Source organism: Ignavibacteria bacterium (assembly GCA_017302895.1).
Taxonomy (GTDB): domain Bacteria; phylum Bacteroidota; class Ignavibacteria; order Ignavibacteriales; family Ignavibacteriaceae; genus UTCHB3.
On the sequence record JAFLBV010000001.1, the window covers coordinates 638,423 to 664,230 of the forward strand.

General features: G+C 44.4%; 19 protein-coding genes. 10 read left to right on the forward strand and 9 right to left on the reverse strand.

Translation table 11 applies throughout. The features are described from left to right. Positions 1-16 precede the first annotated feature (16 nt). From J0L60_02525 to J0L60_02565, 9 genes are all read left to right on the forward strand, one after another. Positions 17-4,615, forward strand: coding sequence for a heavy metal translocating P-type ATPase (locus J0L60_02525; protein MBN8544984.1), 4,599 nt, complete (start codon positions 17-19; stop codon positions 4,613-4,615). Beyond that, positions 4,616-5,056, forward strand: a complete 441-nt coding sequence (locus tag J0L60_02530; GenBank protein MBN8544985.1) for a response regulator — start codon at positions 4,616-4,618, stop codon at positions 5,054-5,056. It begins immediately after the preceding gene. Between the two features lie 15 nt (positions 5,057-5,071). Next, positions 5,072-7,024 carry a response regulator gene (locus J0L60_02535; GenBank protein MBN8544986.1) on the forward strand — a complete coding sequence of 651 codons (1,953 nt, stop codon included), beginning with the start codon at positions 5,072-5,074 and terminating at the stop codon, positions 7,022-7,024. A gap of 157 nt (positions 7,025-7,181) precedes the next feature. Beyond that, the gene (locus tag J0L60_02540) at positions 7,182-7,439 is read left to right on the forward strand and encodes a hypothetical protein (protein MBN8544987.1); all 258 of its coding nucleotides are present in this window, start codon (positions 7,182-7,184) and stop codon (positions 7,437-7,439) included. A 127-nt stretch (positions 7,440-7,566) separates the two neighbouring features. Further along, positions 7,567-8,313: a hypothetical protein gene (locus J0L60_02545; GenBank protein ID MBN8544988.1), complete on the forward strand. Its 747-nt coding sequence runs from the start codon at positions 7,567-7,569 to the stop codon at positions 8,311-8,313. 50 nt (positions 8,314-8,363) lie between these two features. Further along, positions 8,364-8,729, forward strand: coding sequence for an MmcQ/YjbR family DNA-binding protein (locus tag J0L60_02550; protein MBN8544989.1), 366 nt, complete (start codon positions 8,364-8,366; stop codon positions 8,727-8,729). Between the two features lie 123 nt (positions 8,730-8,852). Beyond that, the gene (locus tag J0L60_02555; GenBank protein MBN8544990.1) at positions 8,853-9,803 is read left to right on the forward strand and encodes a hypothetical protein; all 951 of its coding nucleotides are present in this window, start codon (positions 8,853-8,855) and stop codon (positions 9,801-9,803) included. A 536-nt stretch (positions 9,804-10,339) separates the two neighbouring features. Then, on the forward strand, positions 10,340-13,171 hold the full coding sequence (gene uvrA / locus J0L60_02560; protein MBN8544991.1) for an excinuclease ABC subunit UvrA: 2,832 nt from the start codon (positions 10,340-10,342) through the stop codon (positions 13,169-13,171). 59 nt (positions 13,172-13,230) lie between these two features. Further along, the gene (locus J0L60_02565; GenBank protein ID MBN8544992.1) at positions 13,231-13,614 is read left to right on the forward strand and encodes a RidA family protein; all 384 of its coding nucleotides are present in this window, start codon (positions 13,231-13,233) and stop codon (positions 13,612-13,614) included. On the opposite strand, the gene J0L60_02570 is transcribed toward J0L60_02565, so the two are convergent. Further along, complete coding sequence (locus J0L60_02570; GenBank protein MBN8544993.1) at positions 13,615-14,151, reverse strand: dihydrofolate reductase; 537 nt, start codon at positions 14,149-14,151, stop codon at positions 13,615-13,617. A 144-nt stretch (positions 14,152-14,295) separates the two neighbouring features. Here J0L60_02570 and J0L60_02575 point away from each other — a divergent pair, with 144 nt between their 5' ends. Further along, the gene (locus J0L60_02575; protein ID MBN8544994.1) at positions 14,296-16,344 is read left to right on the forward strand and encodes a T9SS type A sorting domain-containing protein; all 2,049 of its coding nucleotides are present in this window, start codon (positions 14,296-14,298) and stop codon (positions 16,342-16,344) included. A 45-nt stretch (positions 16,345-16,389) separates the two neighbouring features. On the opposite strand, the gene J0L60_02580 is transcribed toward J0L60_02575, so the two are convergent. The 8 genes from J0L60_02580 to kdpF all read right to left on the reverse strand — a co-directional run bounded on the left by J0L60_02580 (position 16,390) and on the right by kdpF (position 25,801). Beyond that, on the reverse strand, positions 16,390-17,046 hold the full coding sequence (locus J0L60_02580) for a TIGR02646 family protein (protein ID MBN8544995.1): 657 nt from the start codon (positions 17,044-17,046) through the stop codon (positions 16,390-16,392). A gap of 2 nt (positions 17,047-17,048) precedes the next feature. Beyond that, positions 17,049-18,314 carry an AAA family ATPase gene (locus J0L60_02585; protein ID MBN8544996.1) on the reverse strand — a complete coding sequence of 422 codons (1,266 nt, stop codon included), beginning with the start codon at positions 18,312-18,314 and terminating at the stop codon, positions 17,049-17,051. Positions 18,315-18,429: 115 nt separating this feature from the next. Then, positions 18,430-20,265 carry a PAS domain S-box protein gene (locus tag J0L60_02590; GenBank protein MBN8544997.1) on the reverse strand — a complete coding sequence of 612 codons (1,836 nt, stop codon included), beginning with the start codon at positions 20,263-20,265 and terminating at the stop codon, positions 18,430-18,432. After that, entirely contained in the window at positions 20,246-21,391 is a 1,146-nt protein-coding gene (locus J0L60_02595) for a sensor protein KdpD (GenBank protein MBN8544998.1), read from the reverse strand. Before J0L60_02595 ends, J0L60_02590 begins: the two co-directional genes overlap by 20 nt. After that, positions 21,392-21,961, reverse strand: coding sequence for a potassium-transporting ATPase subunit KdpC (gene kdpC, locus J0L60_02600; protein MBN8544999.1), 570 nt, complete (start codon positions 21,959-21,961; stop codon positions 21,392-21,394). Positions 21,962-21,970: 9 nt separating this feature from the next. Beyond that, positions 21,971-24,007 carry a potassium-transporting ATPase subunit KdpB gene (gene kdpB, locus J0L60_02605; protein MBN8545000.1) on the reverse strand — a complete coding sequence of 679 codons (2,037 nt, stop codon included), beginning with the start codon at positions 24,005-24,007 and terminating at the stop codon, positions 21,971-21,973. Positions 24,008-24,012: 5 nt separating this feature from the next. After that, positions 24,013-25,716, reverse strand: coding sequence for a potassium-transporting ATPase subunit A (gene kdpA, locus J0L60_02610; GenBank protein MBN8545001.1), 1,704 nt, complete (start codon positions 25,714-25,716; stop codon positions 24,013-24,015). Positions 25,717-25,723: 7 nt separating this feature from the next. Beyond that, positions 25,724-25,801 (reverse strand): K(+)-transporting ATPase subunit F, encoded by a 78-nt coding sequence (gene kdpF, locus J0L60_02615; GenBank protein ID MBN8545002.1) that lies wholly within the window; start codon positions 25,799-25,801, stop codon positions 25,724-25,726. Positions 25,802-25,808 lie beyond the last annotated feature (7 nt).

The window sequence follows — 25,808 nt, forward strand, 5'->3', positions numbered from 1 at the left end:
CCCGGAAGTTATAAATATGCATAACATAAAGAATGTTATCATGCCTCTGACAGGAATGACATGCACGAACTGTGTGTCAGGCATTGAGATGAGCCTCGGGAAGCTAAAAGGCATACTCGAAGCCCGCGTCGATTATGCAAACGAAAACCTTCATCTCTCCTTCGATGCCGGACTTCTGACAGAAAACGATATCATTGCTTTCATCAAGCGCATTGGTTATGGTGTCTCGACCGCCAAAGTGGAGGTGGTGATCACCGGAATGGCTGATGAAACCGATGCATTAAACCTCGCAAAACTCATCAAGTCCCATGAAGGAGTGGTAGCCGCAAATATCAGTTACACTTCCGAAACAGCAATCCTTGAATACTTCCCCGGAATGACCAATCTTTCTGAACTCCTTTCTCTGATCCGTGAAGCAGGATTTGACCTTGTAAAAACAAATGAAACTGAAGAATTTAAGGATGTTGAATCTGAAATCCGTGCTTCTGAGTTAAAAAAACAAAAACGATTGATGATAACGGGTCTGATTTTTACCATTCCGCTCATCATCTACAGCATGCTTCGTGATTTTCAGGTAACGGGATTTGAATACGATCTCTATGCGATGCTCGCTGTTGCAACCATTGTTCAGTTTTATGTCGGAGGCAGGTTCTATTCCGGTGCATACCACAGTCTCAGGCTCGGAAGAGCCAATATGGATGTCCTCATTGTTCTTGGCTCTTCGGTGGCATATTTCTCAAGCCTTCTGGTGGTTTTCGGCATCATAAAAAGCCCGAATGTGTATTTTGAGACGGGAGCAACAATAATTGCGTTTATCAGACTCGGGAAGTATCTCGAAACAAAAGCCAAAGGCCGAACCACTGATGCTTTAAAATCTCTGTTTGGGTTGCAGTCGAAAACTGCAACTGTTCTTCGGAACGGTGCAGAGATGACCGTTGATGTAAATGATGTGGTTTTTGGGGATATGGTGCTTCTGAAACCGGGTGAGAGGGCACCTGTCGATGGAGTGGTGTGTGAAGGCAAGTCGGCATTTGAAGAGTCGATGATAACGGGAGAATCGATGCCCGTTAGCAAAGGTCCCGGTGATAAGGTTTTTAGCGGTACCATCAACCGTGAAGGGTTGATAAAATTCGAGGCTGTAAATGTGGGTAAAAACACCACCCTCGCACATATAATCCGGCTTGTAAAAGAGGCACAGGGGAGCAAGGCACCAATCCAAAAATTGACAGATGAAATCGGCAAATATTTTGTACCGTTAATAATTGCTCTCGCTTTTTTCACTTTCACGGGATGGATTTATGTAGCTCAACTCGATTGGGCTGGAGCGATGATAAATGCGATTGCAGTTCTTGTTATCGCATGCCCTTGTGCAATTGGGCTGGCAACCCCGACTGCTATCATGGTCGGTACCTCAAAGGGGGCGGAAAACGGAATTCTCTTCAAGAACAGCGAAATTCTGGAGAAGGCGAGCAAGATTAATATTGTTGTGCTCGACAAAACAGGTACCATCACCACAGGCGAATTGCAGGTAAAGGATATTATTCCCCTGAACGGATACACAAAAAGCGAGGTGCTGCATCTCGCTGCCTGTGCAGAGAGGGGTTCGGAACACCCCATCGGCAAAGCAATTGTGAAAGCCGCTGAGGAAAGAAATCTTAATCCTTTGCGACCGTCAAAGTTCAGGGCGTTTGCCGGTTTTGGTGTAAGAGCGCTGGTTGGGGAGAAAACCATCTCGATCGGTAACTCCCGTATGATGAGGAATGACGGTCTGGACCTGAGGCAACTGGAAAAGCAGATTCTGCCTCTCGAAGAGGATGGAAAGACTGTGATGACTGTTACCGTTTCCGACCTGGTGAATAACCTGCCGCTTCAAGTAATTGGTATTATTGCCGTGGCTGATACCATAAAGGAGGGTTCAGTAGGAGCCATTGCCGAACTGCAACAACTTGGTCTTGAAGTGGTGATGATAACAGGCGACAACAAATCAACCGCCAACTCAATTGCAAAACAGGTTGGGATCACAAGGGTAATAGCTGAAGTGCCCCCCGGTGGTAAAGTTGATGCAATTAAGGAAATGCAGAATACTCGCTCACTCGGGAATTACTCCTCCCCCGTTGTTGCAATGGTTGGTGACGGAATTAATGATGCACCGGCTCTCGCTCAGGCGGATGTCGGAATAGCAATAGGAACAGGAACCGATATCGCCATCGCAGCTGCCGGAATCACTCTGATAAGTGGTGAGCTCACAGGCATCGGCAAAGCAATTTCCCTCTCCCGCGGCACTTCCGAAACCATCGTTCAAAATCTTATCTGGGCACTTTTTTATAACATCGCCCTTATTCCTGTTGCTGGATTCGGACTCCTCAGTCCGATGTTTGCCGCCGGTGCAATGGCATTCAGTTCCATCTTTGTTGTTACAAACAGCCTCCGGTTAAAGGGATATAAAGTGAGGACTTTCGAACCTCCAAAATCGATCGCAAAACAATCGATTGAACTGATACCACGACTTGCACTTCCGACAATTTCTCTCGCAGTTCTTATTACCCTTCCGATGCTCGCCATGTCGAAGAGCGAAATGGAAATAAAAAATGTGATCGAAAACGGCATGACACCACTTCTTATGATGGTGATGGCTATTTCAAACGGCCTCATTGCGATTTCTTACGCATCGATCCCCGTTTTTCTTGTAGTCTTTATCAGGAAACGAAAAGACCTCCCCTTCAGTTGGATTCTTGTTCTGTTCGGATTGTTTATTCTTGCATGCGGAACCACGCATGTTGTCCATATTATCGGTTTGTGGTGGTCGGTTGACTGGTGGCAGGCAACAGTGGATGCAGCATGCGCCGTGATATCTGTCTCCACCGCCATCATTGTCTGGCCCATCCTGCCAAAACTGCTTGCCATCCCGAGTCCCGAGCAATTGAGACAACTGAATCTCGAACTGCAAAGTGAAAAGGAAAAACTTATTTTCACTCAAACCGAGCTCCAAAAAGCCTATAATGAGGTGGAGCTGAGGGTCGCTGAGAGAACCGCCGAACTCCTCGTTGCGAACGAAAACCTTGTGAATGAGATAAGGGAGAGGCTTAAAGCCGAATCCGCACTTCATGAAACCAACGAGTACCTCGAAAACCTTTTTAATTATGCAAATGCCCCGATTATTGTCTGGGATAACGCTCTCTCGATTACCCGGTTCAATCACGCGTTCGAAAATTTGAGCGGTTATTCCAGCACAGAAGTTATCGGCAAAAATCTCGATTTCCTTTTCCCAAAAGAGACTGCAGCCGACTCTCTCGCATTGATTAAAAAGACTTCCGAGGGTGAGAGGTGGGAATCCGTTGAAATTGAAATCCTCAGAAAAGATGGCGAGATCAGAACGGTCCTTTGGAATTCTGCAAATATACTCGACAAAAATGATGTGGAAATTACCGCAACCATCGCACAGGGTAACGACATAACCGAAAGGAAATATGCTGAGATAGCCTTAAGGGAGAGCGAGAAACAGTTCCGTACAATGATCGAAACAATTCCTGTAGCTATCCATCTTTCAACGGGAATCGAACAAATAACCGAATATGTAAATCCAGAGTTCGTAAAGCTGTTTGGCTATACCGAGAAAGAAGTCGGGTCGGGAAACGACTGGTGGCCTCTTGCCTATCCTGATGAGAAGTATAGAAAAGCCATTTCGGAAGAATGGATAAGAAAAGTGGATCATGCCATCGCCACACAAACGAAAATCCCTCCTTTCGAGTCGATTGTCACCTGCAAGGACGGTACAAAGCGAAACATCTCCTGGACTTTCATTACACTCGGTGAAAAAAACTATTCATGTGGTGTCGATCTGACTGCAAGAATTCAAGCGGAAAATGAGATAAAAGAGCTGAATCAACAGCTTGAGCATCGGGTGGAGGAAAGGACTTCACAACTTGCAGCCACCAACAAGGAGCTCGAGTCATTCAGTTACTCTGTTTCTCACGATTTGAGAGCACCCCTGAGGAGTATTGACGGATTCAGTCAGGCTCTACTCGAGGATTACTCCGAAAACCTTGACGATCAGGGAAAAATGTATCTGAACCGCCTCCGGTTCAATGCCCAGAGAATGGGGCAACTGATCGACGAAATGCTAAATCTCTCCCGGGTTACAAGGGCTGAAATGATTCTGAAGAGGGTAAACCTTTCGGATATTGCCTCGGCAATCTGTCAGGAATTGAAAGAGCGCGAGCCGGGAAGAATTGTGGACATTTCAATCACTCCTGACATGACCGACCTGGCGGATCCCACCCTGATAGAAGCCGTACTTCAAAACCTGCTGAACAACGCTTGGAAATTCAGCTCCAAAAAAGAAAAAGCAACTATTGAATTCGGATTGGCGACAATCGAGAAAAGGAAAACCTATTTCGTTAAGGACAACGGCGCCGGCTTCAATATGGAATATATAGATAAACTTTTTACACCTTTCCAACGCCTCCACAAATCCGATGAATTCAGCGGAACCGGTGTGGGTCTCGCTACAGTTCAACGCATTATCCGTCGCCATAGAGGAGATGTATGGGCTGAGAGCAAAGTGGGAGAGGGCACCGTTTTTTATTTCACTCTAAACTCTGAAAAGGAGCACTAAATGTCATTCACTAAAACAATTCTGCTGGTTGAGGATAATTCTGATGATGAATTGTTGACTATTCGAGCCCTGAAAAAAAACAACATAACGAACAAAATTGATGTGGCTCGGGACGGACAGGATGCAGTCGACTACCTTTTCGAGAGAAAAAACAACGATGCAGACATGCCGGCTTTGATAATTCTGGACCTGAAACTCCCGAAAATTGACGGTTTGGAAGTATTAAAAAGAATCAGAGAGAATGAAAAAACCCGCTTCATCCCTGTTGTCATTCTCACCTCTTCAAATGAGGAGGAGGATATTCTTGCCAGTTATGGACTTGGTGCCAACAGTTTTATAAGGAAACCTGTTGATTTTCTGAAATTTGTTGAAGTGGCAAGCAATATCGGAATTTACTGGCTCATGCTCAATGAATCACCTACAAAATCATTCAATAAGTAATAATCCGGTAAAAGTATGAAAATCCCACTCCGCGTTTTAATTGTCGAGGATTCAGAGGACGACAGGGAACTGTTGCTCATGAAACTGAGGCAGGGCAACTATGAACCTCAATTTTCCCAGGTAGAAACTAAACAAGACCTGCTTAAAGCATTCGAACAGCAACACTGGGATATTGTTCTTAGTGACTATTCAATGCCGATGTTTGATGGAATTGCAGCTCTTCGGACGGTGAGGGAGCTTGACCCTGATGTCCCCTTCATTATCATCTCAGGAAATATTGGTGAAGAAGTGGCGGTGATGGCAATGAAATCGGGAGCTCAGGATTACATAATGAAGGGGAATCTTCAAAGATTGATACCTGCCATAGAACGGGAATTGAAAGAGGCTGAATCTCGCAGGCAAAGACGGGAAGCTATAGAAGCCAAAGAAACAAGTGAAAAAAGGTTTAGAAATGTCTTTGAGCACTCTGTAGACGCGATTGGTGTCTCAAAGGCCGGCATTCATATTATAGTGAACCCTGCGTATGTGGAACTCTTTGGTTACGAATCGAGTGACGAGTTAATCGGCGTACCCGTCCAAAATCTGATTGCGCCGGAGGAAAGGAAAAAAATCCATGAATACATCTCAAAAAGAAACGCCGGAGAGAGTGTACCTTCCGGTTATGAAACCCTTGGGCTGCGAAAAGACGGCACCTCTTTCGAGATGGATGTTCATGTTTCCACTTATGAGATGAACGGTGAAATATTTACCATGGTTATCCTCAGGGATATTACCGAGAGCAAACGGGCTGCCAGAGAGATTCTGGAAGCAAAAAACAAAGCTGAAGCCCTGAACCGGATGAAATCGAATTTCCTTGCGAATATGAATCATGAACTTCGGACCCCGCTGAACGGCATCTTGGGCTATTCAGAGATTCTGATTTCCACCCTGGATGACCCTGATCTAGTCAGCATGTCGCAGGGAATCTATGATTCGGGTAAAAGATTGAGCGAAACGCTCAACTTCATTCTAGATCTTTCTGAAGCGGAAGCTGAAACTCTCGCTGTGTTTGCCAAGGATGTCGATATAGTCGATCTGGTGAAGCAAAGCCTCGATGACTTCATCCCTGAGATCGAGAAGAAAAATCTGAAACTGGATACGGTTGTTCACAATGAGCAACTTTTCTCCCGTGTGGATGAGCGGCTGCTCAACAGGATCCTCTATAACCTCGTTGATAATGCCATCAAATTTACAGAAAAGGGAAATGTTGGCATCGAGATTGGAAAGGAAGAGATTGACGGTAAAGGATGGGTTTACCTGAAAGTTAAAGATTCGGGAATTGGAATAGAAAAAACCAACTTCGACCTGATTTGGGAAGAGTTCCGTCAGGTGAGCGAAGGGAAATCCCGTTATTATCAAGGAACCGGACTCGGACTTACTATCACAAAGAGAACAGTTGAACTGATGGATGGAGTCATATCAGTCGAGAGTGCGGTGGGTGAAGGCTCTGTTTTCACTGTTAAATTCCCGGAAACCCCTCCCAATTCAGGCAGGGCGGAAACGACTCCTCCAGATTTGGCAACTGAAAGCCTTTCGCCAAGAATGTCTTCGGACAAACCGGGGCATAGACCCGTTGCACTTTATGTGGAAGATGATCCAATAAATCTTGATGTAATGGGGTTGTTCCTTAGAAAAATTTGCGATGTCGACACGGCTGAAACAGGTGAAAAAGCTGCCGAAATGATCAAATCGAAAAAATATGACATTTTCCTTCTGGATATAAATCTCGGATCGGGTATGAACGGTCTGGATGTGGTGAAGGAGATCAAAAAGCTGCCCGAATACGAAGGCGTTCCCATCGTTGCAGTAACGGCGTATGCCATGGGGAACGACAAAGCTGAATTCCTTAGAGGAGGTTGTACCCATTATCTTTCAAAACCTTACCGGAAAGCTGAAGTTGTGGAAATTGTGGAGAAAGCTCTGATGTAAAATTTTTGATTTCATGTGAGTCACTCAAAGTGTCATCAGGACTCTTTATCCGCGACAAACAATTTACATATCCGAATATATTTTCGGTTTTGTTTGTAAGTTTATGAAATTCTAATTAAGTTTACAGTCTGTTTTATCAAATCAGCTTGTAAATACAATGATTATTACATTTGCCGCTTTGGCATTTCTTACCATTATTGTTACCCCCCTTCTTTTTTTGCTCCTTTCAAAAAGAAAAGAACGAACCCGAAACCTTAAATCCGGTGACCCAAGCGAAAATCCTCCGGAAAATGAACCTTTCAAAGTCGATGATCCCGAGGCAACCGGGCAGGAGACAACAGAAACCTACGAACTCTTCAACCCCGACGATCAGAAAGAACCCGAAGACCGAAACCCAAAAAGGCATTTTAAATAATACACGCATCCCGGTCTTTTTTCGCACAATATTTACCATGTTTTATTGATGAATTTCTGTAATTCGTCAATAATTTGATATTATTGACAAAATACAGTATTTTTGTCCTTATTCATTTTATAAACATATGAACCACGATATCACTTTATATGATCTGCCGAACAACACGAATTTTCTGAGCAAGAAAGACCTTGTCTCCTTTTTTCGCGATAAATTTCCGGGTATTTCCAATTCGAATGTTAACTGGAAGATCCGGAATCTTATCAGAAACGGTTTCCTTGAGAGAGCCGGATTTGGTGTGTATATCAGATCTAACCGAACCCCCTTTGAAATTGAGAACTATGAAATTGTACCAGCTATTGCGAAATATCTGAGAGAAAACTTTCCTGAACTTGAGTTCTCTCTTTGGGACACCAGAAACCTTGGGCGCTTTTCACTTCATCAAACTGCGAGGTTCATGATAATTCTGGAGGTGGAACGCGATTCGGTTTTCACGATATTTAATTTTCTTAAAGATGCATTCGATAACTTGTTTGTTAATCCCGGAAAAAAGGAGTACGACCTGTACATCACTGACTGTAATGACCCTGTTGTAATCAAGGCCGGAGTCACACAGGCACCTCTCAAACTTAAAGAGGGTATTTCAGTCCCCAGTCTGGAAAAGATCCTGGTCGATCTGTTCGTCGAAGATATAATATTTACCCCGTTTCAAGGGTCAGAATTGATCACCATCTATAAATCAGCATTCGCCTTGCACCCGATCAATTTAAGCTCGTTGCTCAGATATGCAGGACGCAGAGGCGCAAGAAAAAGAATTATGGAATTTCTTTCAGAGACAGGGTTAAATGACAGAATTATGAAAGGTGAGCCTTGAAAGCAATTGACAATATATAGTGCTAATCACTGTTTAAATTGGATAAAATCATGATCCTCGAACAAACAAGAGACCGGTGCCTTACAAAGCCGGGAGTGGAAGAAAGCCTTCCTTTTGATGCAGATTCACCCGTTTACAAAGTGATGGGGAAGATTTTTGCGATCATTTCTCTCACGCCTCCTGAAGGTATAAACTTGAAGTGTGATCCTGAGAGGGCGGTTGAATTGAGGGAGGAATACGAAGGCATCACCCCCGGTTACCACATGAACAAGGTGCACTGGAACACCGTCTCGTTCGATGGCACCGTTCCGCTCAATCTCATATTCGAACTGATTGACCACTCATACGATTTAATCGTTGCGTCGCTTCCGAAAAAACTAAAAGAGGAATTGAAGCGCCTGGAGACGGACATCTGAATCAGGATGGTATTGTTCAATTCTTTTATAAAATCCTCAAAACTTAATTGAACTGTCCGTATTTTCCCTTTTAATTATTAATATTTTTTCAAAAATGCAATCTGCAGGACTAAGGACTAAAAAATGGATTTCGAAAGGGCACTGGAACTTTCATACGAGAAGAGAACTGAATATGTCGAACTTCTAAGAAGCACTTATAAAAGTAAAGGGAAAAAGAGCAAGGGTGGCGACACTTCCGTCCCTGAAAAACTTGCAAAACTGCAGCAGGAACTGACAGCCATTGAGAAACCGCTTCTGAGTGAGTTCCTTGAAGAGGAATTTGACACTCTCATCGTTCCCGTTCAGGCGCTCAGATCGAACATGTACAACCTCCTGATGGAGTATTATTTCAATTTGGAGGAAAAACCTGCTGATTTGCTAAAAGAGTTTAGTGAGTTTTTTCTGGTTACTTTAAGCACAATGCAGGCATATCGAAAGGAAGAGCTTATTCCTTTTCTTGACAGGCATGGATTCACATTTCAAGAGTTCACTTCGAAACTTGAAAGCAGCGACCTTTACAATCAGTTGTCTCCCCTCTCACCCGTACTGGAACTGCCCGCTGACGAGTTTAAAAAAGTAAAAATGACAAAAAAGCAGGAGCAGGCACTTTTAACAAAACATGCCGAAAAGCATAACGAATTGCTGGATCTCCTCGAAGAAGCTGAAGCCAACCCAACCCCCGAAAGCACTGAGCAATCGGAAAAATTACTTAACGAACTCGGGGAAATCGAAAAAGAAAACCCTGAACTTATCTTAAATGCACTCATAGAGGTTATGTACGATCCGATAAGTGAGTACGAAACAGCATTAACAGATATCCTGCTTTTCCGTGAAAAATTTGATCCGGCGGATAACAAGGTGCTGTTCAGTGAGCAGATGCAAGCTCTTGTGGAAACCATCAATGAATTTATTGAGGTAATGAACAGTTATATCGAGCCCTTCTGCAATCGCAACAACATCAGCGCCGATTGGGTAGTCGAAGAATTTATCGAAGAGATCGACCTCTTCGAAGATTACGAAGATGAAGAAGAATAGTTTTACCTGATCAGGAGAAAAGTAGTTTTTGAGTCATCGATACAAAGAGATACATCAGGAACTTGATGAATCCCAAAAGGACCTGATCCGTCATAAATCCTCAAAATCTTAGAAGAAGGTTGAATGTCAGACAGAAGATGCTCAATTATTTTTAATATAAGTATCATAAACGGACCCCAAATGGTTAAGATTGATTTAATAAGTTAATGTTATTGTAAAAAACGATACCTTTTGCGGAATCAGACCAGATGTTATATCCTATACACAGGAATAGTAAGTGAATTTGAAGTTCTCCGGAAAATTCAAAAAAATATTTTTTAGTTTTGGGTTTGTCGGTGGGACAATCGAGACGATTGTCGCTCCTTTTCCGAAATTAAAGATTCAGGGCAGATCATAGTTAATACCTCAAACTTCTGACTTCTTCATTCAGCCTTCAGAAATTCATCCCTCAGCCTTCAAACCATTTCTTCTCATATTTTGTTGCTATTTATAAGTAAATTTAAAGTCACATTTTTACAGATTTAGCATATACTTGAATGAAGAAGCACGAAGCCAAAGACCGGAACATTGTTGTAAAAGGCGCACGAGAACATAACTTAAAGAATATCGATCTTGAGATTCCTTCGGGGAAACTTATTGTTTTTACAGGAGTTAGCGGATCGGGTAAATCATCCTTGGTGTTCGATACGATTTACGCCGAGGGGCAGAGACGCTATGTGGAATCCCTCTCCTCTTATGCACGCCAGTTCCTTGAACGGATCAATAAACCGGATGTGGATCTGATAACGGGCATCTCACCCGCCGTATCGATTGAACAAAAGACCATTTCGAAAAACACCCGCTCGACAGTCGGCACAACTACCGAGGTTTACGATTATCTCCGTCTTCTTTTTGCAAGAATCGGCAGGACAGAATGTTTCGTCTGCGGAAAGGAAGTGAAACGGGCATCCACCTCGACGGTTTGCGATTTCCTCGAAACTCAGGAGGAAGGCGGGAAGTGGTTCCTGGGATTTCCTCTTCACAAACACGAGGGAAGAAGTGTAGCTGAAGAGATCGACCTTATCAGAAAAAGAGGGTTTTTCAGGGTTTTCTTCGATGGTAAGATGTACGAACTTGCCGACGAAACCCCGCTTCCAGATGACAAAGACAAAATTACGGTCATAGCAGAACGCTTCAAAATCAAAAAAGGGGAGATGCGCGACCGACTTGCTGATTCAATAGAAATGTGCTTTAAAGAAGGTGAACAAAGATTGAGGGTGATTCTCTCAGGGGATGACTCCACCTCCGAAGATTCCGGCAATCCGGCATCAAAGCAGTATGATTTTAATACATTTTACGAATGCTGCGGAATCAGATACGAGGAGCCGGAGCCGAGATTCTTTTCATTCAACAACCCGTTCGGTGCATGTCCCGTTTGTCAGGGATTCTCAAAAATGTACGGAATCGACATGAATCTTGTGGTTCCGAATGACAACCTTTCGATAGTAAACAGCGCAATTGCCCCGTGGAAAAGTCCCAAATTCAGTCATTACAACAGGGCACTTATCGGAGCAGCGAAGAAATATAACATCCCGATAAATGAACCGTTCAGATATCTGAGTGAGGAGCATGTAAACCTGATAGTCAGCGGCGCACCCGAATTTACGGGGCTGCAGGCTTTCTTCGATGAGCTCGAAAAAGACAACTACAAGATGCAAATCAGGATTTTCCTCGCCCGGTACAGGGGTTACACCAACTGCACCGCATGCAAAGGCACCCGGCTAAGGAGGGAAGCACTTCAGGTAAAGATAGATAAAAAATCGATTCACGAAGTGGTGATAATGCCGATAGAGCAGAGCCTGAAATTCTTCTCAGGGCTTCAGCTTACCGATTATGAAAGTCAGATAGCCGACAGAATATTAAAAGAACTGATTAAACGGCTCACATTTTTGAATGATGTGGGGCTCGGTTACCTCACGATGGACAGGGTGAGCTCGACCCTCTCGGGGGGTGAATCGCAAAGAATCAACCTTGCGACTGCTCTGGGATCGGCACTCGTCGGCACTCTCTATGTTCTTGACGAACCGTCGATCGGGCTTCATCCCCGCGACAATTCCCGCCTGATAAAAATATTAAAAAACCTGCGGGATATCGGCAACTCTGTTCTTGTGGTTGAACACGATTCAGAAATGATGGAGAGTGCAGATCTTATCGTGGATATGGGTCCGAAAGCGGGCTTGAACGGTGGCGAGATCGTTGCTCAGGGTACATATAGTGAGATACTCGCGAATCCAAAATCATTGACAGGTGCATATCTTTCGGGAGCCAAAAGCATCCCGATCCCCGCGAAACGAAACACGGAAAAGGGTTTTTCCATTGTCGTGAAGGGAGCGAGAGAGAACAACCTGAAAGATGTTGATGTCGAGATACCGTTGAACAAATTTGTTGTGGTTACGGGTGTCAGCGGTTCGGGGAAAAGTACGCTTGTGCACGATGTAATCTACGGAAACATTGCGAAAAACCTCGGCGGCGCCGTCTCGAACCCCGGGAAATGCGACTCGATAACAGGCGAAGTATATCTCGATTCGATAGAGATTGTTGATCAGTCGCCCATTGGGAAATCACCCCGCTCAAACCCTGCAAGCTATGTGAAGGCATTTGAGCATATCAGAGAGGCATTTTCATCTACACATCAGGCTAAGCAAAAAGGATTTTCACCCGGCTTTTTCTCCTTCAACATCCCCGGTGGCAGATGCGAAACCTGTCAGGGAGAGGGATTTATCAAGGTTGAGATGCAGTTTCTCGCCGATATTTACCTCGAATGTGAGGACTGCAAGGGTACACGGTACAAAAAGGAAGTAAGGGACATCACCCTGCGGGGTAAAAATCTCGTGGAAGTGCTGGAAATGACAGTTGATGAGGCGTTGCACCACTTCGAGGGTTACAATAAAATCACAAAACCGCTTCAGGTCCTCTCGGATGTGGGGCTGGATTACATGAAACTCGGTCAGCCCGCTAACACGCTGTCGGGTGGTGAGGCACAAAGAATAAAGCTTGCACTTCACCTCAGCCAAAGGAAAGACAACAGGCATACCCTCTTTATTTTTGATGAACCGACAACGGGTTTGCATTTTGACGACATTTCAAAACTGCTGAAGTCGTTCCATTTGCTGATCGAAAACAACAATTCCGTTCTCCTGATTGAGCATAATCTCGATGTAATCAAGTGTGCCGATCATGTGATCGACCTCGGACCCGAAGCAGGTGACAAGGGAGGCTACATTGTGGCGACGGGCACCCCCGAAGAGATTGCCGCATGTCGTGAATCGTGGACGGGAAAATATTTGAAGCCGTACCTTCAGGATTCGGGCTGGGAAAAAGTAAATTGAGCAAAAATTCAGATGCAAATTTTATCAAACCATTATTTACCGTTAGCAAAGGTTGATTTATGAGAAGGAATATCTCCTCAGGTGCCAAATATGAAGATATTGTGGGCTATTCACGGGCAGTCCGCATAGGAAATGTAGTCGAAGTGGCGGGCACCACATCTGTGTCGGAGGGAAAAGTAAGAGGTCTTGGCGAACCCTATTACCAGACAAAAATTATCCTCAAGAAAATTGAGCAGGCACTGATCGATGCGGGCGCCTCGATCACCGATGTTGTAAGAACGAGAATATATGTGGTTGATATTTCGATGTGGGAAGATGTCGGGAGAGCCCACGGTGAGGTGTTTGGTGCGATCAAACCCGCCTCAACCTTGGTTGCTGTAAGTTCCCTCGTCGATCCCGACATGCTGGTGGAAATAGAAGCTACCGCAATTATCGGCGGCTGATTACTCCTCTTTTCTCATTCTGATTGAGATAAAACCGTTGTTGTATTTGTGTACTTCAACCGTGCTGTAGAGTATTTTAAGATCTTTCATCTGTGAAGGGAAAAGGGGAATTCCCTGTCCAAGAAAGACGGGTACAAGAGTGAGGTGTATCTCATCGATCAGTCCCGCTGCAAGAATGGAGGATATTATTGCACCGCCGCCCACCAGAAAAATATCCTTCCCTTCCCCTTTCCTTAACTCCGAAGCAAAAAGGGCAGGATCATCATTTACAAACTCGACAAAGTTGTTGGATTCTGTTTTGGTCCGGCTGAAAACAAAATTTTTCAGGCCGGGATACGGATCTTCAATTCCCTCTTTCAACAACCACTTATAAGTTTCATTCCCCATTAAAGTGGTATCGATGGTCTCGAGGAGTGAATTGTAGCCAAAATCATCTCCATCGGGATTCGGTGCCTTCGTCAACCAGTCAAGATCGCCGTCAGGTCTTGCAATGTAACAATCCATACTTGCTGCGATATACAGTTTTATTTTCTTCAATCTGAAATTCCTCTGATTTTTGAATGTAATTTAATTTATTAAGCATCTCCAATTGAGCCGGATTCCACAAACGGTTATAAAGATATATGAACTGTCGGGAATTTTTTGTAATTTTCTGCAATAACTTTTCCCCGGAGTGAAAAAATGTTTTTAAAATTGCTTGCCATTTCTCTTTTGCTCACCGTTTCTCTTGTCTCACAGGATTTAAAGAAAATTATCGATATCAGTCCTGACGGCAGATCAATCAATAAATATGAAAAGGGCGACCTGCAACCGGTGGTTTACCGGACTCCACAGGCTCCTTTTGGAACAACGCCTGCCTGGACAGCGGGACTTGAAAGGCAAATCGGGGGTCTTGCATTTGGCGATTTTGACATGGATGGCGACCTTGATCTCGCAGCGGGATGCTACTTCAGCAACTCGTTCCCCCCTATTCCTGACTATAACAATCTGATTTTTAGAAACGACAACGGTGTCCTTACCGTAAATCCCGTCTGGTACTCGGCTGACTCGAGATCAACAACCGACATTAAGTGGGCAGACATCAACAACGACGGAAAACCCGACCTCTTCTCCGGAAACGGTGACGGCGGCTATGCACCCTCAACCATCTATCTAAACAGTGGAACCGGAGTACCGACTACGCCTTCTTTCACTTTTGCCGGTCAGGCATGGACAGTAGGAACCGCTTTCGGTGATATCAACGGCGACGGACTTCTCGATCTGGCAGTCGGAAATCAGGGCAACACTTCCGATCCGTATAAACCAATTTTCTACTACATCAACCAGGGAACTGGCTACACAACATCCCCGACCTACACTTCGAATGACGGGATGATCACCAATTCTGTTGCTTTTACCGATCTCGACAAAAGCGACCTTACAAGAGTGCAGGAGTCTTTCATCATCTCCGAAACGGGAAAAGGGGCGGTTCATCTCTCAAAAACACCCGTTGTGAAAGTTCATACGGTTAAGGTGAACGGAGTGGAAGTATTTAATTACTGTTACGACCCCGTTGGTGCGTTTGTCTCCATCGGTGGCGCCCTTCCGCAGGGTGGCAGCATTTCCGTTGATTATACTTATGTGAAAAAGGGGGATTTGGGTGCCGCGAAGTGGGTGAATTTCGCGTCAGGAGTTTACCTAAACTACCTCGGAGGAATGTCGGGAACTCCTGCATGGACAGTCGGAAACACAATCTCACAAAAAGGGTGCGGCTGGGGCGATTTTGACCTCGACGGATACGCTGATTTTGTGATTGGCGGAAACACCAATCAACATGTAATGTATAAAAACAACGCAGGAACGCTTGGCTCTTCTCCCGTTTGGACATCGCAGGCGAGTTCCAATCCCGGAACACAGGAGTTGATAGTAAATGATGTGAATAATGACGGATATCCCGATGTTTCAACCGTAAGTTTCTCCCCTCCGAGGGTGGAAATCTACCTGAACAATGGCGGTACACTTCCCGTCACCCCCTCATGGACATACATCGGTGCATCTTCCCTTAACTCGATTGCCTACGGTGATGTGAACGGTGACGGTATGCTCGATCTGGCAGTTGGTACTGCACGCACTCCGATTGTGGTATTCCTGAATCAGTTGACTCCCGTTCCTGTCGAGCTGACATCTTTCTCCGCCACTGCAACAAATGGAGGTGTCTCACTGACTTGGACAACGGCATCCGAGACCAACAACAAGGAATTCAGAATAGAAAGAAAAATCGGATCAGATGAATCCTGGAAAGAAATCGGGACAGTTGCAGGCTCAGGAACCACAACTCAACAGAAGGAGTATTCGTTTACCGACATTTCCGCAAAAAATCTCTTTGGAAAGGTTTCTTACAGGCTGAATCAAACCGACTTCGATGGAACTCACAACTACTCCAAATCTGTGGAAGTGGAACTCTCTAACATTTCATCATTTGAACTGCTCGGTAACTTCCCGAATCCATTCAATCCCTCGACCGTAATCAGGTACACCCTCCCCGAAACGGCATTTGTCACACTAAATGTATGGTCTGCCACAGGAGAAATCGTAAAATCCCATAAAGCAGGATTGACACAAAAAGGAATGCACGATATCAGTCTGGACATGTCACAATCGCCGTCGGGAGTTTACTTCTATACGATCGAAGCCGCAGGATTGGTAGGTGGCATAAAAAGACTGACCGGGAAGTTTGTTTTAGGGAAATGAGGGGGTGATTATTTTTATGAACCAATCGTGATTAAGAGACAGAATTTACTTTAGAGAATTTAGCTTTTTTGTGAGTATTTGGGTCAGCACGAAGGAAAACTCATGATATTTACCATCGACGGGAGTTGAGAATCTTCCGATGCTGTTTCTAACAAATTTTCTGTAGTCAACATCCTTTTTGGGAGGGAAGAGGAACAGATTGTTTATAGCATCCAATCTTAATTTTGAAAGTTTTGGGTGGTTTAAATTAAGTTTTTCGATAGTTGTTGTTGCGGCGGCGTCTGTGTCCATTGCCTCAACTTTTCCGTTCTTTTTATAAACAAATCTCGTTCTACATGTCGGGTCAACGGGTTTTACAAACAGGTGTACCTCTGTGGATGATGGCCAGTCCGCTTTATATCGGGCACCAAACTCCTCGGAGTTGTTACAAACAACCATATTCTTATACTCAACGGTTTCGAGAGGCATGTTCCGGGCAAGGCTGTCTGACTGAGGAATCAGATGTTCAATGTGATTATTGTTCACAGACAATCTGAGACCGGTGTAACAGCAAATATAGAACTGCTCACTTAATAATCTGTCTCTAATTACCTCCTTCACTCCCCCTTCCAAATATTTGAACTGGCAGTTGGGCATACCCTTATTTGCACTAATCCAATTTTGTAGTTCGATTGGGGCAATACCTTTATCGACAAATTGCATTATTATTCCATTGAATTTAGAATTTCAAGGTTTCTGATTATTGCTTCCAGTCTTCTGATTTCCTCATCTCTAGTACCAAGTGATGCCTCAACCTCTGACAAAATTTGCTTTGCCTCTTCAAATCGTTCTTCGGCAACTGCAACATTAGCCCTGTTGATCAGATCATACACTTTTTTATTACGGGGAAGAGCATTCATGACTTCCTCAATAATGGTATTCGAATCGAGACCGAATGAGTACGCCGGTTGATTACCGGTATCGAGAACTATTATTCTCTCCGGTGTTACTTCTCCAATTATCTGAGGTGAGTGTGTTGTACAGATAAACTGAACAGAAGGGAAGATCTTACTCAGTTTGCTTAAAATATCTCTCTGCCATTTTGGGTGAAGATATAGATCCACTTCATCAATAAGGACTATACCGGGAGTATTATTCAAAGTATCCTTACCCAAATGGGGATTCAGTTTCATCATTCTTACCGCAATATCACCTGCTAAAGCAATTATTTCACGCTGCCCGTCACTCAAATAAGAGAATGGAAGACACCGTCCATCATTGAAAGTAATCGACAGTTCTTTTAATTCAGGATCATATCCAACTTTCAGAGCCTCATCAATCGTTGCAAGTATTGCAGATTTTACCATTTCCAAAACATCGGATTCCTTGCCGGAGTTAAATGATACCCACTCTTGAGTGATAAACCAGTTCTGAAGAGATTTTGCAGTACAAGATGCTCCTAGTGAATTTCTATAACCGTCAAACCGGGAAGGCTTTTCGCCATCTGAGACATCTTTAAAGGCATTTGTTTGATTTAGCCATAAGCGTCCATTTACATAGTAGACTAAAACAGGGAGTATGGCCAATCCACCATTTCGTACTGCATTGTCCAAACCACGAGCTATGTTGATAATCTGAGTGGCATTTTTGTTTGATTGAGTTCCCTGGCTGCTTTGTCTCTCAATTGTCCATTCGATGCCCTGGTAGTCTGATACCGAACCTTGAGCAGTTATTATTACGGGATATTTTCGCTCCCAGGTTGTTTTCCCATTGGTATTGCCCTCTAAACGAATATCATCTTTCTTTATTTTCCTCGAACCCGTTTCCTTGAATCCATGAAGAAACGCACCGATACTACAGGCACAAGCTTCCAAAAGGGCAGTTTTGCCGGAGCCATTAACACCGATTACGAGGTTGATACCGGGTTTAAATTCAAATCTCCGCTCTGCAAAGCCACGGAAGTTTTTCAAATAAAGTGAGTTTAATAACATCTACTCTCCGGAGAAAGGAAAAACAAAAAATAATGTAAGATAAGCACCTAATTTACCAATAGTTAAGTTAAATTCATCGGGTTGCAACGGATTTTCTCCCTGTCTCTGTTGCCCTTTACCCAACCACCGGCAAAGTGAATGAAAAACAACTCCCTTTGCCGGGGTCACTCTGAACGAAAATTTCTCCGCCCTGAGCCTGGACGAAGTCTTTCGCGATTACGAGGCCAAGACCCCAGCCGCTTTTGTCTTTGGGATCTATGCGGGCAAACCGTTTGAACAGCTTTTCCTGATCCTTCTGAGATATGCCGGGTCCGGAATCTCTTACGGCGAATTCCACAAAACCATCGAGCCTCCTGACCGATAAAACGACCGCCCCACCTTTGGGTGAGTATCTGATGGCATTATTTAGCAGGTTTACAAAAACAAAAACGGATTTTTCGATATCGCCTGATACTCCCGGAAGATCATCCTCGATCTCGGTAACTAATTCGATTTCCTTTTCAGAAATGGGCATCATCAGGGCGATTGCACTCATTTCGAGCACATTGGCAGGATCAATCACGCCTATATTCAGCCTAATGTTTCCGGTTTCGATTTGAGAGAAATCGAGCAGTTCCTTAATCACTCTCGAGAGGCGGTTGCTCTGATTTCGCAGTGATACAATCAACTCCTTCTGCTCATGGTTAAGCTCCCCTGTTCGCTCATCATTCAGCATCTTGAGGCAGAGATTTATTGAGGAGAGAGGTGTTTTTAACTCATGTGATACCGTTGCGAGCAGATTTGTCTTGGCGGCGTCCCGTTTTTGAAATTGAGTCACATCTTTTAACATTACCATTGTTCCGATGAAGATTTCTTTCTTCAGGAAGGCGGAATATGTAAGTATCTCGTCCGTTTCCATCTTGAAGAAGTATTCATCATCATCCAGCACTATACGAAGAGGGTTTTGATCCACCTCGGATTCTTTTTTTGAGATTGGAATATTATTTAGAATCTGCCGAAGCAGGTCGCTCCTTAATGCAATATCTTCGATGTTTCTGTTGATTACTTCTTCATGCTTCAGTCCTGTCAGCTTAAGGAATTTTTTATTAATCAGGGCAAGGTTTCTGTTCTCATCAATAAGAAAAACAGCATCCTCAAATGACTCGACGAGCGATTCCATTCTCTTCTTTTCAAAGATAATCTCGTCATAATGCTGTGCCTCATACGATTCGAGCTTTTCTGCCATATTGTTAAATGCAGTAGTCAATACCCCGATTTCATCTTTTGTCACATTTTCAAGTCTTTGATGGTATTTCCCCTCTATTATCAGTTGCATTTTTTGGGTAAGCACTCTGAAAGGTTCGATAATCTGCTTCGGGAAATAAAATATAAACCCAAGGGAAACAATGACACTAATCAGAACCGCAATCACCTTGTAAACTGTCAGATCATTCGCAGTTGAGACAAGATTATCGTTTTTCTCAAGGATTGCATTCATGTTCAGCTTGTAAATCAGCAAAATGGAATTGTTGACCTCCGCCTTCAGACTGTCGAGCACTCTGCTTTTTTGATTCCTGTTCAGGTTTTTTCCCTCAGTTTCAGCAGATTCCGAAAGATAATTCCTGTATTTTTCCTGCAAACCGGCAACGAGACCGGCTTCACCTGATTCGGTAATGTTTTGCGATTCCAAGGCAAGCAATCTTTCAAATTCGGAATTTGCTTTTTTGAATTTGTTCAATTCGACGGAATCGGGGGCTTCTGAAGACAAAAATTTTGAATTGCAGCGATGAAGCTCATCCATTTTTTCCATCATCGAAACAGTATAGCTTACCGAGTGATAATTGTCTACAATTGTTCCTCTCGATTTGGTGGCGAGGTGATTTATAAACGCAATACCAGCCACACCCAAAAGGAGGATAATGACAAAAAGGACGCCAAAACCGAGGGTGATTTTATTTTTTATCGTGATCATTTGATGCCACCAGTAAAATGTCAATGTTTTTTTTGCCTGTCAGACCTGTGAGCCGTCTGAAGAAATTGTTTAATCTCAATCTGTAAAGGATCGAGAATGAGGGTTCACCCATGACGATCAAAGAAGCTTCAACCGACACGGCAAAATTAACAATTTCCAGAGCAGGATCATTGCTTTTCACTTCCACCACCTCCGAGCCAAGTTCTGTTGCAAGTCTGAAATTATTAATCAAATGCCGTTGAGCGCCCGGGTTTATTCTAAGTGGATCTTCATCGGGAGTTTGCACATAGATTGAGTACCACTTTGAATTGTAGAGGGATGCGATGCCGTATGACCTTCGGATAACCCTTTTTGCGGAGACATGGTTTGTACCGATTGCGGAAACTACAGCGCCCATTTTTTGCCGGTGTGTAAGGGGGATTTCACTTCTTATTTTTCTTTCGACCTGGTGGGACACCTCCTTCAGGGCAAGATCCCTGAGAAGAAGGAGTTTGTCTTTTTGAAAAAAGTTTTGAAGTGCCGTCGGGACTTTGGAGATGTCGTAAATTTTTCCCTCTTTCAGACGGTCAATCAGGTCTTCAATAGCCAGATCAATATTGACCACTTCATCGGCTGACTGCAGGAGCAAATCGGGCACCCTTTCCTCGACACAAATACCGGTGATTTTTTCCACGAGTTCATTCAGGCTTTCAATATGCTGGATGTTTACTGTGGTGATTACTCCGATTCCCTCTTCGATCAACTGGAGGACATCCTGCCATCTTTTTTTGTTTTTTGATCCGGGAGCATTAGTGTGGGCAAGTTCATCAACGAGAACTATGTCGGGTCGCTGAACCAGCACCGCTTCGAGGTCAAATTCCTCGAGGAGTTTCCCCTTGTAGAACACTTTTTTCCTCTCCAGAATCGGGATGCCAGCCATCAGTTTAATGATCTCTTTCCTCCCATGGGTTTCGATATAACCGGCAGTAACATCAATGTTGTTCTCGAGCAGTTCCTTCCCTTCCAGCAGCATACGGTAGGTTTTCCCCACACCGGCAGCCATACCGATGTAGATCTTAAGCTTTCCTTTCTTCGATTTCTTAATCAGATTCAGGAAATAGTGAACGGGGTCGTTAACTTCAGCCATTTACCTGCCTCCGGTTGTCTCATCGAGCGCAAGATTCAATTTCAGCACATTTACACAGGGTGTTCCAAATATACCCAGGAACGGCTGTTTGATATTCTCTACTACAATTTTCATAATCACTTCCTCAGGCAGATTTCTCGCTTTGGCAATCCTTTTTATCTGAATTATGGCTGATTGAACTGAAATATCGGGATCAATTCCACTTCCTGATGCGGTTATCAGATCGGAAGGTACCTCATCTTTTGTTATTCCCGGGTTCCGCTTCAGAAATTCCTCGAGCCGGTGATTCACCGTCTTCAAATAAAGGGAATCTGCCACGGGTTTGTTGGAACCTCCTGATGCAGATGCGTTGTAACCTGTGGCGGAAGGTCTTCCCCAAAAGTATTTATCGGCTGTGAATTTTTGTCCTATATTTTCAAACCCAAGAGTAGTGCCATTTTTGTGAACGGGTCTGCCTGCTGCATTCTCCGGTGTTGCAAGACCGAAAAGCCACACAACAAACGGGAAACCAATTGCGAGCAAAAAGAACAAAATCAGGTTAAGTTTTATCTCATTAACTAAACGATTCATATCATCCTCTCAAAACAGGTGAGAAACCAGCAGGTCGATAATTTTGATTCCCGCAAAGGGAACGATCAGACCACCCAGTCCGTAAATCAACAGATTTCTGGTGAGCAAAGAAGAGGCTCCCAGAGGCTTGTACTTTACACCTTTTAGTGCAAGCGGAATAAGTGCGGGAATAATCAACGCATTAAAAATCACTGCCGACAGTATGGCTGAATCGGGAGAGTGGAGTCCCATTATATTAAGTGCCGAAAGAGCGGGAATACCCGTTGAAAAAAGAGCCGGAACGATTGCGAAATATTTTGCGACATCATTCACAATTGAAAATGTAGTGACATTTCCTCTGGTGATAAGAAGTTGCTTGCCGATCTCAATCACTTCGAGCAGTTTTGTGGGATCATTATCGAGATCAACCATATTTGAGGCTTCCTTTGCTGCCTGAGTACCCGAATTCATAGCGACCCCGACATCCGCTTGTGCGAGAGCTGGAGAGTCATTTGTACCGTCGCCCATCATCGCGACAAGTTTTCCCTCTTTTTGCTCATTCAGAATGTAGTTCAGTTTGTCGACGGGTGTAGCTTCTGCAATAAAATCATCAACACCTGCCTTGCCTGCAATGTACCCTGCAGTAAGGGCATTGTCACCCGTAACCATTACAGTCTTTACACCGATGCTGCGAAGCCTGTCGAATCTTTCCTTTATTCCCGGTTTTATAATGTCCTGAAGCTGAATAACCCCGATAATTTTTTTGTTAACAGCAACCACCAATGGTGTGCCCCCCTTCTGCGAAATACCGTTACATTCCGACATCACATCGGCATCTTCGGCGGTGATGTTTGCCCACCTGAGAATTGCAGAGGCAGCACCCTTTCTGATTACTGTTCCGTCCTCCAGATCGATGCCGCTCATTTTTGACTCTGCACTGAAGGGGACAAAAGCTGCATTTTTGAGGTCATCTGTTGAAATGTTGCCGCCGGTAGTTCCTGCAAGTTCCACGATCGACTTTCCCTCGGGGGTCGGGTCGGCAAGAGAACTTAACCGGGAGTAAAGTGCAAGTTCATCAACCGTGTGTCCTTTGGATGGATGAAATGCTGTGGCTTTTCTGTTACCAATGGTGATGGTTCCTGTTTTGTCTAAAAGCACCACATCGATGTCACCGGCACTTTCGACGGCTTTCCCCGATTTTGCTATAATATTGGCAGAAAGCGCGCGTTCCATCCCCGCAATTCCGATCGCTGAAAGAAGTCCCCCGATGGTTGTTGGGATGAGACAAACAAAGAGTGAAATGAGTGATGTAATTGTGACGGTGGTTTTTGCGAACAGACTGAAAGGCTGCAGAGTCACAGTTACCACGAGGAAAACAATGGTAAAACTTGCAAGAAGTAGTGTCAGCGCAATCTCATTGGGTGTTTTTTGCCTTCCGGCTCCCTCGACAAGTTGAATCATTTTATCAAGGAAAGACTCTCCCTTGGCCGTGGTAACTCTGACGACGATTCTGTCGGAAAGCACGGTTGTTCCTCCGATAATCCCTGAATGATCTGTTCCGGCTTCTCTTACCACGGGGGCAGACTCACCCGTTATCGCAGATTCATCAAGTGAAGCAATGCCTTCGATAATTTCACCATCGAGGGGAACCGTATCACCCGCTTCAGCCACATAAATATCACCTTTTACGAGGTTTGTAGAACTGGTTATCGTTACCGAGCCGTCTCTTTCGAGTTTTTTGGCGGGGGTATCCTCTCTTGTTTTTCTCAGTGATTCAGCCTGTGCCTTTCCCCTTGCTTCAGCGATTGATTCCGCAAAATTTCCGAAGAGAATAGTAAGGAAAAGAAGAAAAGTGATTACAGAATTATAGATAAAATCGCCCCTCTCGGGAGTTCCGTTAAAAACGGGTATCAGGGTTATAACCATCATCACGATTGTCCCCACTTCAACCGAGAACATCACAGGATTTCGCATCATTATGCGCGGATCAAGCTTCCGGAACGAATTTCCAATGGCATTGATGACAATCTTTTTTTCAAACAGTTTCAGATTTTTCTCTGTTTTCATGGCGATTACCCTCTGAGAAGTGATAAATATTCAGCTATCGGACCAAGTGTCAGAGCCGGGAAAAATGAAAGTGCGGCAATCACGATGATCACTCCTGAAAGAATAACACCGAAGGCAAGTCCCGATGTATCCAGTGTTCCCTCGGATTCAGGGACCGTATTCTTCGAGGCAAGCGATCCCGCGATGGCAAGCGGACCGATAATCGGGATGTATCTCCCCAAAAGCATAACAACCGCTGTGGTGAGATTCCAGAAAACGGTGTTGTCACCAAGTCCCTCAAATCCCGAGCCGTTGTTTGCCGCCGCTGAAGTAAACTCGTAGAGCATTTGTGAAAATCCGTGAAAGGATGAGCCGCTGATCCAGCCAGTGCCCGGATTAACAGAAGCCACATATGAAGAAATTGCTGTTCCGGTCAGTATCAGAATCGGATGCAAAAGTATGACCAGCGCCGCAATTTTTATCTCTTTGGCTTCAATTTTTTTGCCGAGAAATTCGGGAGTCCTCCCGACCATAAGTCCGGCGATAAAAGCGGCGACTATGATAAAAAGGAAGAAATTGAGCATCCCCACCCCGACACCTCCGTAAATCGCATTGATCATCATATCTACCATATAAATGGCACCGGCTCCCGGTATATGACTGTCGAGCATCGAGTTGACCGACCCGTTGGAAGTGGAGGTGGTTGAGACTCCCCAGAGAGCGGAGAGAACAGACCCAAATCTTGTTTCCTTTCCTTCCATGTTTCCCTGTGGTTGACTGATTCCCGTCTGAGCAACATGAGGGTTACCGGCAGATTCGATCCCGATTGCACCCGTAGCAAAAACGATAAAAAGGAGAGTCATCACTCCAAAAAAGAGTATCGACATCCTGATCCGATTTAAATAAAAACCGAATGTGAAAACCAGTGCCATCGGAAGGAGTAAAATTGCAAAATTCTCAAGGAAGTTGGTGATTGAGTTCGGGTTTTCAAAAGGATGAGCAGAATTTGCTCCATAATATCCGCCGCCGTTTGTTCCGATTTGCTTTATTGAGGTGATTGTTGCAACGGGTCCCATCGCCACAGTTATACTGTCCTGCTCCAAACCATTGTGTTGTACGGGGGGTGAATAGTTGTTCGGGGAACCGGCAAGAATCAGCAGCACCGCCATCACGAGGGAAAGTGGAAGGAGAATTCGAGTTACACTTCTGACAAAAAAGAGATAAAAATTGCCCATCCCCTTCGAGTGCCGTTTGACAAGACCAACAAGCAGAAGAGCAAACACTGCTATACCAGAGGCTGCCGAAACAAACTGAAGGAAACATACCACGACTATCTGTGACAGATACGACAGATTTACTTCTCCTGAATAGTGCTGGAGATTTGTGTTTGTCACAAAACTGACAGCGGTATGGAAGGCAAGGTACGGGTCCATCGATGCGATATTCGCAGGATTCAACAACCCTGTTTCCCCCTGAAAAATCAGCACGAGGAAAGCAAAGATGAAGAAAAATGAATTTATCCGAAGGAGAGCCATTGAGTTTTCCACCCACCCCATCTCGTGGAGGGCGTCAATTCCCGCATAGTGAAAGATTCTTTCTTCTAACGGTTTCAGAAAGTCGGTGAACACAGGTTCACCTTTGAATACATGGCTGATGTATCTCCCTAGAGGGTAAGCCGCTGCAATTGAACAGACAAAAATCAGAATTACTGTTATGATATCGGTGTACACAACTGCCTCAAAATTCTTCCGGGTTAATCAGGACATAGAACAGATAGAGCAACAGCATAATACTCAGGACAAGCAGAGCGATCATTTTGGTT